General features: G+C 51.3%; 14 protein-coding genes. 11 read left to right on the top strand and 3 right to left on the bottom strand.

Features of this window, described 5'->3' with window-relative positions; translation table 11 throughout:
- Positions 1-203 precede the first annotated feature (203 nt).
- Genes ACTQ3V_RS06010 through ACTQ3V_RS06000 form a run of 3 tightly spaced genes read right to left on the bottom strand, consistent with a single transcriptional unit; the run spans position 204 to position 3,231 of the window.
- Positions 204-1,469 carry a hypothetical protein gene (locus ACTQ3V_RS06010; RefSeq protein WP_441466740.1) on the bottom strand — a complete coding sequence of 422 codons (1,266 nt, stop codon included), beginning with the start codon at positions 1,467-1,469 and terminating at the stop codon, positions 204-206.
- 32 nt (positions 1,470-1,501) lie between these two features.
- On the bottom strand, positions 1,502-2,632 hold the full coding sequence (locus ACTQ3V_RS06005; protein ID WP_441466739.1) for a hypothetical protein: 1,131 nt from the start codon (positions 2,630-2,632) through the stop codon (positions 1,502-1,504).
- On the bottom strand, positions 2,629-3,231 hold the full coding sequence (locus ACTQ3V_RS06000; protein WP_441466738.1) for an RNA polymerase sigma factor: 603 nt from the start codon (positions 3,229-3,231) through the stop codon (positions 2,629-2,631). The genes ACTQ3V_RS06005 and ACTQ3V_RS06000 overlap by 4 nt, the downstream gene beginning before the upstream one ends.
- 633 nt (positions 3,232-3,864) lie before the next feature.
- Between ACTQ3V_RS06000 and ACTQ3V_RS05990 the strand changes: the two genes are divergently transcribed.
- The 11 genes from ACTQ3V_RS05990 (at position 3,865) to ACTQ3V_RS05940 (ending at position 15,256) form a co-directional block, all read left to right on the top strand.
- Positions 3,865-5,139 carry a sensor histidine kinase gene (locus ACTQ3V_RS05990; RefSeq protein ID WP_441466736.1) on the top strand — a complete coding sequence of 425 codons (1,275 nt, stop codon included), beginning with the start codon at positions 3,865-3,867 and terminating at the stop codon, positions 5,137-5,139.
- A complete protein-coding gene (locus ACTQ3V_RS05985; RefSeq protein ID WP_441466735.1) occupies positions 5,136-5,924 on the top strand; it encodes a LytR/AlgR family response regulator transcription factor in 789 nt (262 codons plus the stop codon). The genes ACTQ3V_RS05990 and ACTQ3V_RS05985 overlap by 4 nt, the downstream gene beginning before the upstream one ends.
- Positions 5,925-6,073: 149 nt before the next feature.
- Entirely contained in the window at positions 6,074-6,445 is a 372-nt protein-coding gene (locus tag ACTQ3V_RS05980; protein ID WP_441466734.1) for a response regulator, read from the top strand.
- Positions 6,446-6,525: 80 nt separating this feature from the next.
- Entirely contained in the window at positions 6,526-11,109 is a 4,584-nt protein-coding gene (locus tag ACTQ3V_RS05975; protein WP_441466733.1) for an S-layer homology domain-containing protein, read from the top strand.
- Between the two features lie 282 nt (positions 11,110-11,391).
- Positions 11,392-11,823, top strand: coding sequence for a sigma-70 family RNA polymerase sigma factor (locus ACTQ3V_RS05970; protein ID WP_441466732.1), 432 nt, complete (start codon positions 11,392-11,394; stop codon positions 11,821-11,823).
- Positions 11,801-12,055: a helix-turn-helix domain-containing protein gene (locus ACTQ3V_RS05965; protein ID WP_441466731.1), complete on the top strand. Its 255-nt coding sequence runs from the start codon at positions 11,801-11,803 to the stop codon at positions 12,053-12,055. Before ACTQ3V_RS05970 ends, ACTQ3V_RS05965 begins: the two co-directional genes overlap by 23 nt.
- A 313-nt stretch (positions 12,056-12,368) precedes the next feature.
- Positions 12,369-12,626 carry a helix-turn-helix domain-containing protein gene (locus tag ACTQ3V_RS05960; protein ID WP_243129000.1) on the top strand — a complete coding sequence of 86 codons (258 nt, stop codon included), beginning with the start codon at positions 12,369-12,371 and terminating at the stop codon, positions 12,624-12,626.
- Positions 12,627-12,780: 154 nt separating this feature from the next.
- On the top strand, positions 12,781-12,996 hold the full coding sequence (locus ACTQ3V_RS05955) for a helix-turn-helix domain-containing protein (protein ID WP_118748396.1): 216 nt from the start codon (positions 12,781-12,783) through the stop codon (positions 12,994-12,996).
- Positions 12,986-14,266 carry an AAA family ATPase gene (locus ACTQ3V_RS05950; protein ID WP_441466730.1) on the top strand — a complete coding sequence of 427 codons (1,281 nt, stop codon included), beginning with the start codon at positions 12,986-12,988 and terminating at the stop codon, positions 14,264-14,266. Before ACTQ3V_RS05955 ends, ACTQ3V_RS05950 begins: the two co-directional genes overlap by 11 nt.
- A gap of 10 nt (positions 14,267-14,276) precedes the next feature.
- Positions 14,277-14,939, top strand: coding sequence for a retron system putative HNH endonuclease (locus tag ACTQ3V_RS05945; RefSeq protein WP_441466729.1), 663 nt, complete (start codon positions 14,277-14,279; stop codon positions 14,937-14,939).
- Between the two features lie 92 nt (positions 14,940-15,031).
- Positions 15,032-15,256: a helix-turn-helix domain-containing protein gene (locus tag ACTQ3V_RS05940; protein ID WP_206671881.1), complete on the top strand. Its 225-nt coding sequence runs from the start codon at positions 15,032-15,034 to the stop codon at positions 15,254-15,256.
- The last annotated feature ends 29 nt before the right edge of the window (positions 15,257-15,285 follow it).

Raw genomic sequence — 15,285 nt, 5'->3', positions numbered from 1 at the left:
ATGAAAGGATTCGAATCAGACCGACTTTTTATGTTACTTATCGTCATCTGCACCGATGCGGGCTTAATATCCGAAGTGACAAGAATTGTTCATCTGTCCCACTGCTCGTGTGTATTTGATTCATGGTTATTCTTCTATGTCATTTACGGTGTTAGATTTGAAAAAACTGTTTGCGTTCGATCACAGAAGAATCTCTTAAATGCTTATTTCGCAGGATCTATCGTGACATAGACAGTCAGCTTGTTTTGCCCCACATCAATCCAATCCATGGACTGGGTACAATCATAATCGTAGTACAGCTGATAGCCCTCCATGGCGTCAAATTCCACCTCCGTGGACTTATCCACCTGGAAAGCCTGTTCCTCGGAATTCTCTTTTCCGGGATTGATGATCACGTTCAGATAGCAGGCGTCCTCCGGGGACAGAATATTCATAGCCGCCTGCTCCTCCATGAGCCGGGGTTCATCGTAGAGAATATTGCTGCGGGTCACGGAGACTACGCTGCCGTCCTCTGCACTATGCTCTGTCACCTCCATGCCGGTGATGAGGCCGGTCGCATCGTCGATAAAGTAAATGACCTCGCTGTTGATCCCTGTCAGACCATTCTGCCTGGCGGCGGTCAGTGTGGTGGTTCCATACTCCGTGCTGTCAGCCTTGTCCGCCACGGTCTCATAGTCATACAGCTGACGCGCCAGCCAGCGGTCAGACACCATGGCTTCATACTCAGACGCCGGGCACAGCGTCATCGTTTTCAGACCGTCTTTTTCGCAGGTATACAGGGCACCGGGAACGTCATCGTTGATGTATCCCGCCTCGCAGTATACGACCTGGTCAGCATCATCGTACTGTTCGTAGTCATACCACAGACGGCCATCGGAACTGACGAATTGACAGACAGTCTTATTCTGCCAGTTGTTTTCTCCGTCCCAGTTCTCGGAAACGCAGGTCACCGCACTGTGTTCCTTCATAATCGTGGGGATGCTGTTGCTGTTTCGAAGGTCTGTGATCTCCGGATCATCCTGCCCACTAATGGGCATAACGGAAGCGTTGGAGACGTCGGCTACTTTTCCATCCTTGCAGGTAACATTCAGCGCCCGGATTTCCTCCAGCGTATCATCCCTGGCATAGGTGAAAGACACAACTGTCTCGCCGTCTCCCAGCGCCCGGAAGCTGGCAACAAAGGTGCCGTCATTGTCCTCCTGCGTGAGCAGTTCCAATAGGGTGGTGTCGTCGATGGTAAAGTTCCAAATGAATCCTTCCTTTTCGGCGGGAAGGCGGACGGTCAGAATGCCTGCTTCCTGATCAATTTCATACCAGGTGTCGGATGTTTGTTCTTCCAAGGAGCTTCCGTCAGCTTTTCCTTCACTGGTGTTCTGTCGGCCGCACCCGGCCAGCATCCCTATCACGCAGGCGAGAGACAGGATCAGGGCAAGTATCTTTTTTGCGTTGTGTTTTTCTTTCTGAATCATATCATGTTACCTCGATTCTATATGTCGATCCATCAGGGAATCCAATAGCGGATGATCTGCACCACCTGCTCCTGCCGGACAGTGATGACCGTGTTGTAGCAGTTGAAGGGCGTTTCGCTGGCCTGAATAGCCGCAGGGACGTCCTCGTACTCATAAACCAGGCCATCAGGTTCATGTTCCAGGTCGGCGTGATCTTCAAAGGTGCAGTCGGTAGATAGGGGCAGGGTGATCGTTCCCAGATCATAGTAGATCGGATGGTCATCCATTGCGTTGGTACGATACAGGCCGTCATCCTCAATCAGCTCTACGCCGCCGCTTTCGATGCCGCCGTTGATGATGACGGTACCGTTATCCCGCCGGATGCTCTCAACGGTCACCGGCTTCCGACAGACCTGGATCTGGTCGCCTTCTTTCAAACCCTGAATATCTTCCAGTTCATAGCGGTCATAGTCATAGATCTCCGCGGTCAGGGAATACCCATCCCCGGTTTTGACAAGGTCCGCTGCCGTGAAGTCCGCAGAGTATCCGCCGTCGGCAAAGGCGTCCTCCGCACTGTCCATTGGATACAGCGGCATAACGTACCCCAGCTTCTCCACAATGGTTTGGGCGGTGTCCAGCAGCACCTGGGCATCGCTGCCGCCGGCAACACACCACTGCACCTCGGCCTCCGGAGCATACCAGCCCACCCAGGCCGCATCCTCGGACTTGCGCAGCTGCACGGAGACATCTTCGCCGCTCCAGTCCAGGCTCTCCGTCCAGTCAGCATAAATACCGGAGATGTCCTGGGGCTGCTCTGCCTTTAAGGCACGACAGTAGTACGACTGTCCGCCCTGCTCAAAATTGACTTCGGCCATTTGCTTGTCGCTTGCCCCTGTGTCGATCAGGTAGTAAGAGGTGCCAGAGGCACTTTCCGGCAGGGGGATGGAGTATCCCAGCCGCTGAAACTCAGCTGCGCTGGATTCGTGCATGGGGTTTGTGATCATGGTGGGCTGGTCAGTGCCTCGGTGGGTCATGGTGACGGCAGTTACAGCCACAGCAAGACAGGCGGCAATCGCCCCGGCGCTGTATAGCCAGGAACGCTTCTTTTTCATAGGCTGCTGCGCTTCCTCCAGCAGGTCATCATCCACGGCGTTCATCCATTTCTGAAAACGAGTTTCGTTCATAGTGTAATCCTTTCCTGTTCCAGTTCCGCGCGCAGACGTTCCCTTGTGCGGAACAGCGATGTTTTAACCTTTCCTTCGCTGGCATGGCATTCTTCCGCGATCTCCCGGATGCTCTCTCCGTACCAGTAGCGGCGCAAAAAGAACACGCGGGCCTCAGCGCCCTGACGGCGCAGGAAGCCGTTCAGCACCCGACGCAGCTCTGATGCATCCAGTTCTGTGTCCGGATCACCCTGCCCGGTAGCAATCCAAGGTTCCAATTCCTCAAAAGCGTCGGTGAGGGCTGTACTGCGTTGGGCAGCAGTATTGTAGTTATAACGGTCCAATGCCAGATTCCGGGTGATGCGGGCCAGATAGGCCCGCAAAGAGCGGGGGCGTTCCGGCGGGATGGCATTCCAGACACGAAGGTAGGTGTCACTGACACACTCTTCCGTGTCCCTGGGGTCAGTCAGGAGCCGCTGGGCCACACTGCGGCACAGCGCACCATATTTCTTCTGGGTCTGGGTAATGGCTTCCTCGCACCGCTGAAAGAACAACTGAATAATCTGCTGGTCTCCCATGGTGGCTGAAAGTTGAGCTTTCTTTGTTTCGATTTGTTCCATAGTGTTTCCCCCGGTACTTGAAGCGGCTTCATCTTATTAGACGGCACCATATCCGTCTTCGTTTCAGAAGTCATGTGGAATATTTTTGGGCTATTCCAAGTTTCATGTAAGATTATGCTGTTCTTGCTTTATCCGTTTCATTTTGCACTGTTAACGTTAAAGCAAAAGACCAGAGTTGTAAAGCCTGTTGGCTAAATAACTCTGGCCTTTTTGTTGGGGCTTGTGCAACAGCCCCTTAAAAGCAGGGATGGTACCGTTCCCGTTCATCTGGAAATGGCGCTGACCGCAAGAAGAACGGCAGAGTACAGCATCATTGGCATCAATAAGATCGACAGTATGCTGCGTACCCCAAATTGTTGCTTGAGAGAAAGGCGCTTATCTGCTACAATCATATTGCAGTAGTACGCTCACTTTGTTGATTAAGCAGGAAAAAGGCATGTCTAACTTGCACGAAAACTGATATTATTAATTTGAAATAAAACAGAGGGTTATCGTAATGGGGGTACCCCCATTACGCAGGAATATATTCCTGCGTAATCTGTTCGGCTGTATGAAAAGAGTGTGGAACCTATGCCAAGCGTTGACAATTTATATTTTCTCAGTGCCGGAGTGGAATTGTTTGCGGCATCTATTATGGCGATCTTATTGCTGGGCTGCTGGGAAGAACGCCAGTACAGGACAAAGACGAACAGGCTGTTTGTCGCCGTTCTTTCCATTCAGACATTGCTTCTGATCGGCGATTCGGCGATATGTCTCCTGCTGAACGAGCCGACATCGGGCAAAATCCCGCTGGTAAAAACGCTCACATTGATTACCGACATCATGGCGGTGGTCCTGACCGTAGCCTATACCTACTTCCTTTCCAACTTCATCTCTCAAAAAAAGCCTATTTCTTTTGTGTTTCCCCACGCTGTATCGGCTATATGCGGTGTGGTCATCCTGCTTTGGATATTCTGTTTGTTCAATGACTGGTACATCTGGTACGACGCAGACGGCAACCAGATCGAGGGCCCGCTTTATAAGCTCATCTGGCTGTTGGGCACACTGCTATTAATTTTCTGCGTTTTATTCACGGTATGGCATCATCGGGTGCTGGGCAGAAGAGATACCTGTATTCTCGCTACTTACGGAATATTTCCACTGATCGGGTATCTGCTGGAATCCTATTGGCCGGTCACGCCATTGCTTCTGGCACCGACTCTTTCGCTGGTGCTGCTGTATGTGATACTTCACACGCAGCAGACTCGCAGCGCTATGGAGCAGGAGATACAGCTTGCACACATGGAAACAAAACTCGCCAAACAGTCGGCAGAACTGTCTGATAGCCGTATCAACATCATGCTCAGCCAGATCCAGCCACACTTTTTGTTCAACGCCCTCACTTCTATCAGCGTACTGTGTGAAAAAAATCCGATGAAAGCGCAAACAGCGCTCAATGATTTTACGGATTATCTGCGCGGGAATCTGGATTCTCTCAGGCGCACCGCCCCCGTTCCGTTTTCCAAGGAACTCAAGCACATCAAAATTTACCTTTCCCTGGAGCAAATGCGCTTCGAGTCGGAACTGAATGTCGTCTATGATATAGAAGCCGACAGCTTTCTGCTTCCTGCATTGACGGTGCAGCCGTTGGTGGAAAACGCGGTGAAGTACGGTGTGGGCAAGAAACCGGGCGGCGGCACCGTCACCATCTCTACGCGAGAGGAAGCGATCTGCTTTTCCATCACCGTGGCCGATGACGGCGTGGGTTATGACCCGCAGGAGACGCAATATGACGGGCGTACCCACATCGGCATCGACAACGTGCGCGCCCGTCTGGCCGCCATGGTCGGGGGGACACTGACGATCCAAAGCGAAAAAGGCCGCGGGACCTCTGCCACAATACAACTTCCAAAGGAGAAACTGACATGAACATTCTGGCTGTCGATGATGAGAGAAATGCGCTGGAGGGACTGGAAACTGTGCTGCGCCGTGCACTGCCGGAGGCGGAGGTCTACCCCTTCCGCACCAGCGCGGACGCGCTGGTGTTTGCTGAAAACACCCCCTGCGCTGTCGCCTTCCTTGATATTGAACTGCGGGACATGAACGGGCTGGAACTGGCCAAACGCCTAAAAGACCAGCACGGCGAGACCAACATCGTCTTTGTGACCGGATACAGCGAATACGCCATCGACGCCTTCGACCTCCACGCCAGCAGCTATTTGCTCAAGCCCGCAACGGTGGAAAAGGTACAGGATGCCATGGAAAACCTGAGAATACCGCCGGAAACCATCGGGCATGGCAAACGCGTCCGCATCCAGTGCTTTGGCAATTTCGAGATCTTTGTGGACGGCGTTCCGATCCGCTTTACCCGCCGACAGACCAAGGAGCTGCTGGCCCTGCTCGTGGACCGCAAGGGCGCGATCATGAATACGGAGCAGCTTTGCGCCACACTCTTCGAGGACGCGATCCCCCTCCTGCAACAGAAAAGCAATCTGCGTAAGCTTGTTTCCGATCTCTCGGCCACCCTGCGGGCGGCGGACGCAGAATCCATCTTCCTGAAACACCGCAACAGCTTTGCCGTGGCAACGGAGAAGTTCGACTGCGACTACTATGACTTTCTGCACGGTCTGCCGTCCGGCGTCAACGCCTATGCGGGCGAGTATATGAGCCAGTATTCGTGGGCGGAGATGACGCTGGCCACACTGGAAGATTGACCCCTTTCCTATCAATATTTGCTTCAAAGAGCCTGGTTTTTCGACCGGGTTCTTTTTTTCGCCCTTGTGGACGCTGCGTGGACGCTTGCTCCTGTATCATAAGATCGACCGGATCAGAAAGCGAGGGATAGAAATCAGGTGATACCAACATGAAGATCATTGCAGTAGACCCGAACCCCGAAAAGCTGATGCGCCTGTCGGCGGAAATCAGAAAGAGTACACCGCCGGGTTCCTCCGTTGAGTGCTTCTGCGACCCGCTATACGCCCATCAGTATTCGTTCTATCATCCCGTTGACGCGCTGTATGCCGTCGCACGGATGGGCCGCCTGACCGGGCTGGAGCTTGCGGAGAATATGCGGTCAAGGTATCCTGCACTGCGTGTGTTCATTCTCTGGCACAACGATGCATTCCGGCAAGAAGCTGAGCAGTTGGAAGTGGACGGCTATCTCATCACGCCGGTCACTGCCGATGCGCTGAAAAAAACGATGGAGGATGCGGAACAATGGGACAGATCATTTTGAAAAAGAAAGGATGTTTTTTTGAAAAGAAGATGTAACACGGAACCATCAGAAAAATCATGATTTGAGGAGGTAATTTGCTGATGAAATGCAAACGAATTTTATCCATGCTGCTGACGCTGTGCATGGTAATGAGCCTGTTCGCCGGGACAACGGTCACGGCAAGCGCGGCAAGCGCGACGGAGGTTTCGACCTGGTCAGAGCTGCAAACGGCCTTTATGAATGGCGGAGATATTCAACTGACCACCGATATTACAGCCGGAGATTCTGACAGCGCATTGACAGTACCTTCTAGAAAAACAGTTACTCTGGACTTAAATGGGCATACCATCGATAGAAAGCTTACATCTCTGGCGGCAAAGGCTGGCGGCAATGTAATCAAAGTTTCGGGAACACTGATTATTAATGACTCGGCAGGCAAGGGCACCATAACGGGTGGAAATTGCTCAAGCAGCCAGTTTTTGGCCGGTGCTGTGTGCGTCTTATCGGACGGATCGTTTACACTAAATGGCGGAAGCATTTGCGGGAATAAGACAAGTGGATCCAACTGCGGCACAGGTGTTGCCGTCTCAGATAGAGCAACATTTATCATGAATGGTGGCAGCATTTGTGAGAATGTTGGGACTGGGAGTGACAGTAATGGCGGCGGCGTAGGTGCGGAATCAGGTTCGACCGTAAAGCTGCTTGGCGGAAGAATCGAAAAGAATACTGTTTCCGGATCTTCCGGCGGCGGATTAATGTTCTATAGCAACAAAGTCACTGTAGGCGGTTCCATTGTGATCAAAGACAATACAGCGAAACAGAAGACAAATAATGTCAAAAGTAGCAGTAAGTACCTCCGTTTGAGTGAAGAGAGGCCGTTGACAAACGAAGCGGAGATCGGCTGGACACTAAATACACGGAATAGCCAACCAAGTGAGACCGGTACACTTGTAGCAAAGGGCAAGAATGCCGCACAGTATGTGGATAACTTCTTTTCCGATCAGGATTCTTCTTATATTATTGGCGTAAAAGAAAACGAATCAGATGCGATTTATATTGCAACAGCCAACAGTACTGTTGTAGCGAAACCGAGCGCACGCAAGGTCGAGATTACTGCGGGTCAGCACATGACAAAAACACAGGATTCCGGTAATGCGAGTCAGACGGTTACGGCATCTGCAATAACAGATATCGTATATACCGCTGATACTGGTCACTATTTCCCTGAGAACTATGTAAGCACTATCAGTAATTTGACTGACGGAGCGCTGAACGGCATCACCGTCACAAGAAACAGTGATTCCACAATCACCGTATCGGGAACACCGACGGCTGATACAACGATCACGCTCAAGGACGCAGCGGAAATTTCCGAGCCGACCTTTAATGACGGCTTCGGCAACGCGAACATTACCTCGGGTAGTTACACGGTTGACAATGAATACGCGGTTGGCAGCGGAAAATATGTATTTGCTGGTTGGTATGCTAGCGCAGATTACTCCGGCGATGCAGTGACCGAATTTACGAACGGAACCACCTACTACGCCAAGTGGACGAAGAACGGCAAGACCGTCCGCACCACTGGCCTCGACCTGACGAAGATCAGTGAGAGCAACACCCTTGGGGCAAAATATGACAATGGCGTTTATGTAAACACAGCCGAGGGCTGGACATGGATGCCTGGTGACAACGGCGGTACGCTGCTCCTCGAAAACTGCACCATTGATGTACCCGGAGTTGCGGACTCTGCTGTGAGCTTGCCTAACGGCGCGACACTTACCACAGCAGCGAACACACAGAATACGCTGTCCAACGTCTCGACGGGTTCGATTGAGGCGCTTTGGGGTGAGGGAGCAGTTACGATTACAGGCTCCGGCAGTTTAAGTCTTAGCGGATATGAGTACGGACTATCTGCGGGCGAAATCACGATCAACGCGCCGATCACCATGATCGCCACCAATAAGCAAAACGGTACGGCTGTCGCTGGAAGCAGCATCACAATTAATTCTGCTTTGAGCATCACGGAGCCTTCCGGTGGTCAGATTCGTGAGAACGACGGATTTCATTATATTGCCGACAGAAATGGGAAGTTCGCGACCAACGTCGTCATCGGCGTAGCAGCTCCCACCTTCAACGACGGTCTCGGCAAAGTGGACTGCGCGTTTGACACCTATACGAAGGGTGCAACCAACGACAAGGGCTACACCTTCGCCGGCTGGTTCAACGGCGAGACCGAACTGACGAGCGCTGACGTTGCGGTCGCCGGCACGACCTATACCGCCAAGTGGACGAAAAACGGCAAGACCGTTCGCACCGCGCCGCTGGATTTCTACGATGATGCTTCCGACGAGTGGCAAACCGGCTGTACGCAGAACGGTACTCTGTGGACAAATGACGCCGAGGGCTGGAGCTGGGATACCGCCTCTCGGACGTTGACGCTGAATGGTGTGACGATCGACACCCAGCTAGACGGAAATACATATGCTGCGATCGGAGTGTTCGGCAATGCGACCATAGAGACAGTGGGTGGTACCGAAAACTTCGTGTGCTCTCGTTCGGAGGACGGGGAAAACGCTGCGATTTTCGTTGAAGGCGATCTTGCGATCATAGGCAACGGAAAACTGACTGTGGTCGGTGAAGAAGCCGGTATCTATGCGGAGGGCGATATCGCGATCAACGCGCCCATCACTGCTACCAGCACCGGTACATCCAAGGGCTGCGGTGCAATTTTGGCTGAAGGCCACAACAACAAGGTCGAAATCAAGATTGATTCCTCTTTGAGCATTGTAACGCCTGCTGACGGACGCACACTGGAGTCTGAAGGAGTGGCGTGGATTGCCGCAGGGAACAATGAGGAACCCGTGTCGAATGTCGTCATCGGCGTTGCCAAGAAATACACCGTCACCTACAACACAAACGGCGGCAGCGCAGTTGGCTCTGCTACGGTTTCTGAAGGCGGCAAGCTGACTGAACCCCAAGCACCCACGAAGGATGGTTACACCTTCCACGGCTGGTATAAGGACGCAGCATTTACCAACGGCTGGAACTTTGATGCGGACACCGTGACTGGCGACCTCACGCTCTATGCGAAGTGGGCGGAAACGGCCAAGACCTACGGCATTTCCGGCACGGTTTATGAATACGGCGGCACAACCAGCGCTTCCGGCGTTACCGTAAAGCTCATGAAGGGTGACACGCAGGTTGCTTCCACCACTTCCGCAACTGACGGTACCGGTACATACAGATTCACCGGCATCGCTCCGGGCGTTTATAACATCGTCGCTGAAAAAGGTGATGTGATGCAGACCACTTTGGTCATCATCACCAACCAAAACGAAACCAATAAAAACATCACGATGCCCGACGGTAATGTGAACTCCAAGTTGACGGTAAGCGGCGCCGACACGCCCGATGTGGTTGCCGGCGGTCTGGCCGAGGAATCGGCGGCAGTGAAGGCGGCAAATTCCAGTGCGATTTCGGTCAAGGTGGAAATGACCGTCGAGAGCAAGAGCAGCGCAGCGGTCAATACTTCGGACAAAACCAAGATCGAAGCCGTGGCGTCCGGCAAGACGCTGGAATACCTTGATATCAAGGTTACAAAGACTGTTGACGGCACCGACAGCGCGATCACCACGACCGCGAACATGATGGAGATCGTCATCCCCTACGACATGACCGGCAAGAGCAACATTACGGTCTATCGTAACCATGACGGTGTGACTGAAGCCTTTGCCGAAAACACCACCAAGGCAGATGGCACCTACTATCTGGACACAGTAAATCACCTGATCTATGTGTATACCCAGAAGTTCTCCACCTACGCCATCGGCTACAACACGCAGTCCGGCGGCGGCAGCGGCAGCGGCGGCTCGTCCTCCAGCAGCGGCAGCTCTTCTTCCGGCAACAGCAGCACCATTTCCACGCCCAGCGCGAAGAACGGTACCGTTTCCGTCAGTCCCAAGAGCGCAAGTAAGGGAACCACGGTGACCGTCACGGTCACACCGGACAAGGGCTATGTGCTGGAAACCCTGACCGTGACGGATGCGAGCGGGAAGAAGCTCGACCTGAAGAATTTGGGCAGTGGCAAGTACAGCTTCACAATGCCTGCAAGCAAGGTGGAGGTCAAGGCGACCTTCATGGAAGATAACACCATGCTCAATTACTTTGTGGATATCCCCGCGTCCGCGTATTACTATGACGCAGTGCTGTGGGCAGCGGAACAGGGCATTACCGGCGGCACCGATGCCACTCACTTCTCTCCCGACGGTGTCTGCACCCGCGCGCAGGCCGTTACATTCCTGTGGAGAGCGGCCGGAAGTCCCGCATCGAGCGCGACGGCAATGCCCTTTACTGATGTGGCCGCTGACAGTTACTATTACAACGCTGTGCTGTGGGCCATGGAGAACGGTATCACAGTGGGAACGAGCAGTACCACCTTCAGCCCGGATCTGAAGTGCTCCCGCGCACATATCATGACCTTCCTGTGGCGTTCTGAGAAATCCCCTGCGGCGGGCAGTGTGAACCCCTTCACGGACGTTTCCGCTGACGCTTACTACGCCGACGCGGTACTGTGGGCTGTCAAGGAGAGCGTCACCAACGGCACCAGTTCTGCTACCTTTAGTCCAGACGCAGACTGCACCCGCGCTCAGATCGTGACCTTTATCTGGAGGACATTAACTCGGTAAGGTTCGTCAAAGCGAAAGCAAGAAATTAATTCAATTGAAAGCTGGACGCAAAAACACAAGAGCAGAGAGCCTGCTTCCTACGAATGGGAAGCAGGCTCTTTCTTTATACAATTATCTGATCTGCACAGTTTTGTAAAGGTTTCTTGCAGTGCGATCTAGAATATTTTTCTGATTTTTCCGGGGAAATTGGCATTTCACTTTTCGGATTCGTATTAGTCAGCATCAGGACAAAAGAGTATCCCCTTCCAATCAAGCGCTGAACGCAGGAAAGGGGTGAATACTATGCCGTGGACAGAGGAAGATATTCGCCGTATCGAGGGTAAATTTGATAGCTTCTGCAAAACCGTTTTGAGAAATTTTGCAAGAGACTGGTATCGAGCCAAGCAACGGCGTGGAAAAAACGAGGTCTTGTTTTCGGAATTGCCGGACAATCATTCGCTGGAGCCGATCCATATCGACCCAATCAGTCCAGCGGAAAAATATTTCTTCGATGATTTAGAACGGTCTATCGCCATTGAGAATGACGCGCTGGCACAAGCCTTACATAGTCTTTCCGGACGCAAACGGCAGATCATTCTTCTGGCGTACTTTCTGGATTGGACAGATCAGCAAATCGGAGAGAGGTTCCATGTTGTGCGGAGTACGATACAAGCCGCCAGAACCAAAGCATTAAAGGAAATGAGGGATTTACTTGAAAAACAAGGCAAAGCATAGGTGCGCCATGATACGCCGTATCTCTGTGGATACCATTTTGAACGCGAAGAAAGGCGACGAGAGTGCGATTCAAACCATTTTGAATTACTACAAGGGATATATGCTGGAGCTGTGCAAGTTCGAACTGTACGATGCCAGCGGGAAAATCTATGTCTGTTATGATGAGGACTTGTATCAGGAACTCCAGTTCAAGCTGATAAAAGAAATTCAGAACCGGTTTGAATTGAGCTAAGCAGATTTGCCTGTCCTTCACAGGGGATAACTGCGCGTTGTCCCTTGTGAAAGGCTGGCAAGCGTTTACCAGTCTTACTGTACTTTGAAAACAAAATGAGCGTCCGTATCAGATACAGCGCAGGGGAAGCAGGCCATGACCTCCGGAGAGGAGGTTTCAGGAGCGAGCGTGCCAATGCGTAGAAAACGGTGTCCTGTCACAACAGGCAGTCCATCAGGAACAGGATACGGGTGATACGCCAATAGGACAAAACAGTGGAGCCGCTGCCTTTGTACAGCGGCTCCACATAATATTGGATATAGGAGTGATCAATATGTCATTATCAGAACAGCGGCAGAAAGCCAATGAAACCGCAATGGAAATCTTGGCTTGCCGCGATATTTTATATACCGTCCCGGAAGCAGCAAAGCTGTTGCGCGTCAATAAAAATCTGGTCTATGACCTGATCCGTTGCGGGTATCTGCGCTCTATCAAGCTGGGCAGCCGCAAAGTAAGCCGTAAGGCTCTGCTGGATTTTGTCGAGCAGTTTGAGGGGCAGACGGTGGAACTACCGGGTGTGCGGTCGGAGTAGTGCTATCCGTATAAATTAAAATCTAATGTCACCAAAACGGTCACGCAAGGTATAAAAACTTGAAATTTATATTGGATACGATGGATTTCGACTTGTTCCCATTTATAACACCTGCTATAATAATAGCAGCTGATGTGATAAAGGGGGCAGAGCAGTGGAATACTCGGATTTGATTTTATGCATTCGCAAACAATGTGCCTTGAGCCAAGAAGAACTGGCAAAGGAATTAGGCGTTAGCTTTGCCTCGGTCAACCGTTGGGAGCGCAAACGAACCAGGCCATCGCAAATGGCAATTCGCTCTATTGAAGAGTTTTGCAAAACACATCAAATCAACTATACAATGAATGGAGGTGTCACCCATGCAGATTAACAGCATCGAAATCAAAAATTTCCGTTGCTTCGAGCGCTTTGAAGCAACGTTCCACCATGAACTGACTGTGATCGTTGGCAATAATGGAAGTGGTAAATCTACGCTTTTGGATGCTGCCTCCATTGCTGTCGGCACATTTTTGGCAGGATTTGATGGAATGAGCAGCCCTGGTATTTCTAAGGATGACGCACTGAATAAGTGTTACGATATGGGCAGTGTGGTTGAACTGCAACCCCAATTTCCTGTTTCTATCAGTGCTTCTGGAGTTATTGGCGGAACGCCTATTGCATGGAAGCGTGAGCTGAGAAGCGCAGAAGGCAAGACCACGGTGGTCGATGCAAAGGAAATTACCGCGATTTCGGCGGCACTGCAAGATCAAGTACGGAATGGAGAAAAACCGGTACTGCCCCTGATTTCCTACTATGGAACAGGACGCTTGTGGGCTCAAAAGCGGGAAAAGAAATCTTCGGAATTGATGAAGTTTAACCGTCAGATGGGTTATGTGGATTGCTTGGATGCAGCATCTAACGAAAAGATGATGCGAAAGTGGTTTGAGAAAATGACCTTGCAGAGTGCCACCAATGGCACACAGGCTCCCGAACTGTCCGCAGTCAAGTCTGCGATCATCCAGTGCTTTCAGGGTATCACAGGATTTAACGATGTAGATGTCCAATTCAACTTGGATACACACGAACTCGATATCCTGTACCGGGATGGTAATTCGGATCGAGAACGCTATCCGATGAAAGAATTGAGTGATGGCTACAAAAACACCCTCAGTATGGTGGCTGACATTGCTTATCGTATGGCCGTCTTGAACCCGTGGCTGCTCGATGATGTTCTCAAGGAAACGACCGGCATTGTGTTGATCGATGAGATTGATTTGCATCTGCATCCCCAGTGGCAGCAGCGGATTATCGGCGATTTGCGGACAATTTTCCCGAAAGTCCAGTTTATCGTATCTACCCATGCGCCGCTGGTCATCAACTCCGTGAAGAAAGAAAATCTGCTCATTCTGACGGATCAGCAAGCAGTCGAACCGCAGAACGAGGTGTTTGGTAGGGATGCAAACGCAATCCTGAGCAGCGTCATGGGAGCCAGTGAGCGTCCATCTGAGATCAAGCAGATGTTCCAATCGGTGTACGATGCCATTGACGAACAGCGCTATGACGATGCTGCTTTGACCTTGCAGCAGATTGAAGATAAAATCGGCTCTGCCGATCCTGAACTGACCAGCGCACAAGTGAGCTTGGAACTGGAACGGATGTAGGTGGATCGCAATGCTGTATATAGAGAAAAAGCAAGAGCCAAATGAACTGATTCAAGAGAAACGGAAAGGACTGACGGACTATAGCAATTTGTCCGGAAAACCCAAAGAAGCGGTTCAAGTATCTTTGCTGGAGGAACAAGGGTGCCTGTGTGCCTATTGTATGCGGCGCATCTCGCTGGAGAATGTGCAAATTGAACACTATCTGCCGCAGCATCCCCAAAGTGAGAATTACGACCCTGCCTTGACGATTGATTACCGCAATATGCTCGCTGTATGTTCCGGCAATAAAAAGCAGGCAGGAAAGTTTGAAAATCTGACTTGTGACCAGCATCGCAAAAATACGCCATTGACGGTAGATCCTCTGGATAGAACCTCAATTGACAAGATCAAGTATAAAACAGATGGAACGATTTATTCTGATGATCCTGCCATCAACAAGGATTTGGACAGTACACTGAATTTGAACTGTCCAGCCTCCTACTTAAAAAACAACCGCAAGGCAGCATTGGACCGTATCAAGCGGGAATTGCATGACAAATTTCCGGGAAAGAAAGTGCCGAAGCAGCAGTTGGAACGAATGCTGAAGCAATTTCAGGTCAAGACGAATGGACGATATGCTGAGTTTGCCGGTGTGATTATCTGGTATCTGAAACGACAGATTGCCAGAGTATGAAGAAAGCGAAAGAGCCCTGACTAAAATTAGGTCTGTAATTTTTTGCGAAATGCTCATGCACCCCCTATACTTTACGGTAGGAGGTGCATACAATGGATGCAAAAACAAGACAGGCAATTCAAGACATTCTGGCCGCCAACTGTGAGTTGCTGACGATCCCGGAAACGGCGGCTCGACTGCGTGTCAACAAGAATACCGTGTACGACCTTATCAAAAAAGGCTACTTGAAGTCAATCAAGCTGGGATGCCGCAAGGTATCTGTTCGGGCGCTGGCAGAGTTCATTGAACGCTGTGAGTCAGGTGAGATTGAATTGTGACCATTGTGGGCCAGTATTCAGACGCTGAG

Source organism: Candidatus Agathobaculum pullicola (genome assembly GCF_052117205.1).
Classification (GTDB): Bacteria; Bacillota; Clostridia; order Oscillospirales; family Butyricicoccaceae; genus Agathobaculum; species Agathobaculum pullicola.
The sequence above is the reverse complement of the archived record's forward strand: the minus strand, read 5'-3'. Positions and strand labels throughout refer to the sequence as shown.

Bases quoted from the DNA above. Each gene is read 5' to 3' on its own strand.
- ACTQ3V_RS05950 (WP_441466730.1), top strand. From the start codon at position 12,986: ATGCAGATTAACAGCATCGAAATCAAAAATTTCCGTTGCTTCGAGCGC.
- ACTQ3V_RS06000 (WP_441466738.1), bottom strand. From the start codon at position 3,231: ATGGAACAAATCGAAACAAAGAAAGCTCAACTTTCAGCCACCATGGGA.
- ACTQ3V_RS05990 (WP_441466736.1), top strand. From the start codon at position 3,865: ATGGCGATCTTATTGCTGGGCTGCTGGGAAGAACGCCAGTACAGGACA.
- ACTQ3V_RS05945 (WP_441466729.1), top strand. From the start codon at position 14,277: ATGCTGTATATAGAGAAAAAGCAAGAGCCAAATGAACTGATTCAAGAG.
- ACTQ3V_RS05970 (WP_441466732.1), top strand. From the start codon at position 11,392: ATGCCGTGGACAGAGGAAGATATTCGCCGTATCGAGGGTAAATTTGAT.
- ACTQ3V_RS05960 (WP_243129000.1), top strand. From the start codon at position 12,369: ATGTCATTATCAGAACAGCGGCAGAAAGCCAATGAAACCGCAATGGAA.
- ACTQ3V_RS06010 (WP_441466740.1), bottom strand. From the start codon at position 1,469: ATGATTCAGAAAGAAAAACACAACGCAAAAAAGATACTTGCCCTGATC.
- ACTQ3V_RS05985 (WP_441466735.1), top strand. From the start codon at position 5,136: ATGAACATTCTGGCTGTCGATGATGAGAGAAATGCGCTGGAGGGACTG.
- ACTQ3V_RS05980 (WP_441466734.1), top strand. From the start codon at position 6,074: ATGAAGATCATTGCAGTAGACCCGAACCCCGAAAAGCTGATGCGCCTG.
- ACTQ3V_RS05975 (WP_441466733.1), top strand. From the start codon at position 6,526: ATGAAATGCAAACGAATTTTATCCATGCTGCTGACGCTGTGCATGGTA.
- ACTQ3V_RS06005 (WP_441466739.1), bottom strand. From the start codon at position 2,632: ATGAACGAAACTCGTTTTCAGAAATGGATGAACGCCGTGGATGATGAC.
- ACTQ3V_RS05940 (WP_206671881.1), top strand. From the start codon at position 15,032: ATGGATGCAAAAACAAGACAGGCAATTCAAGACATTCTGGCCGCCAAC.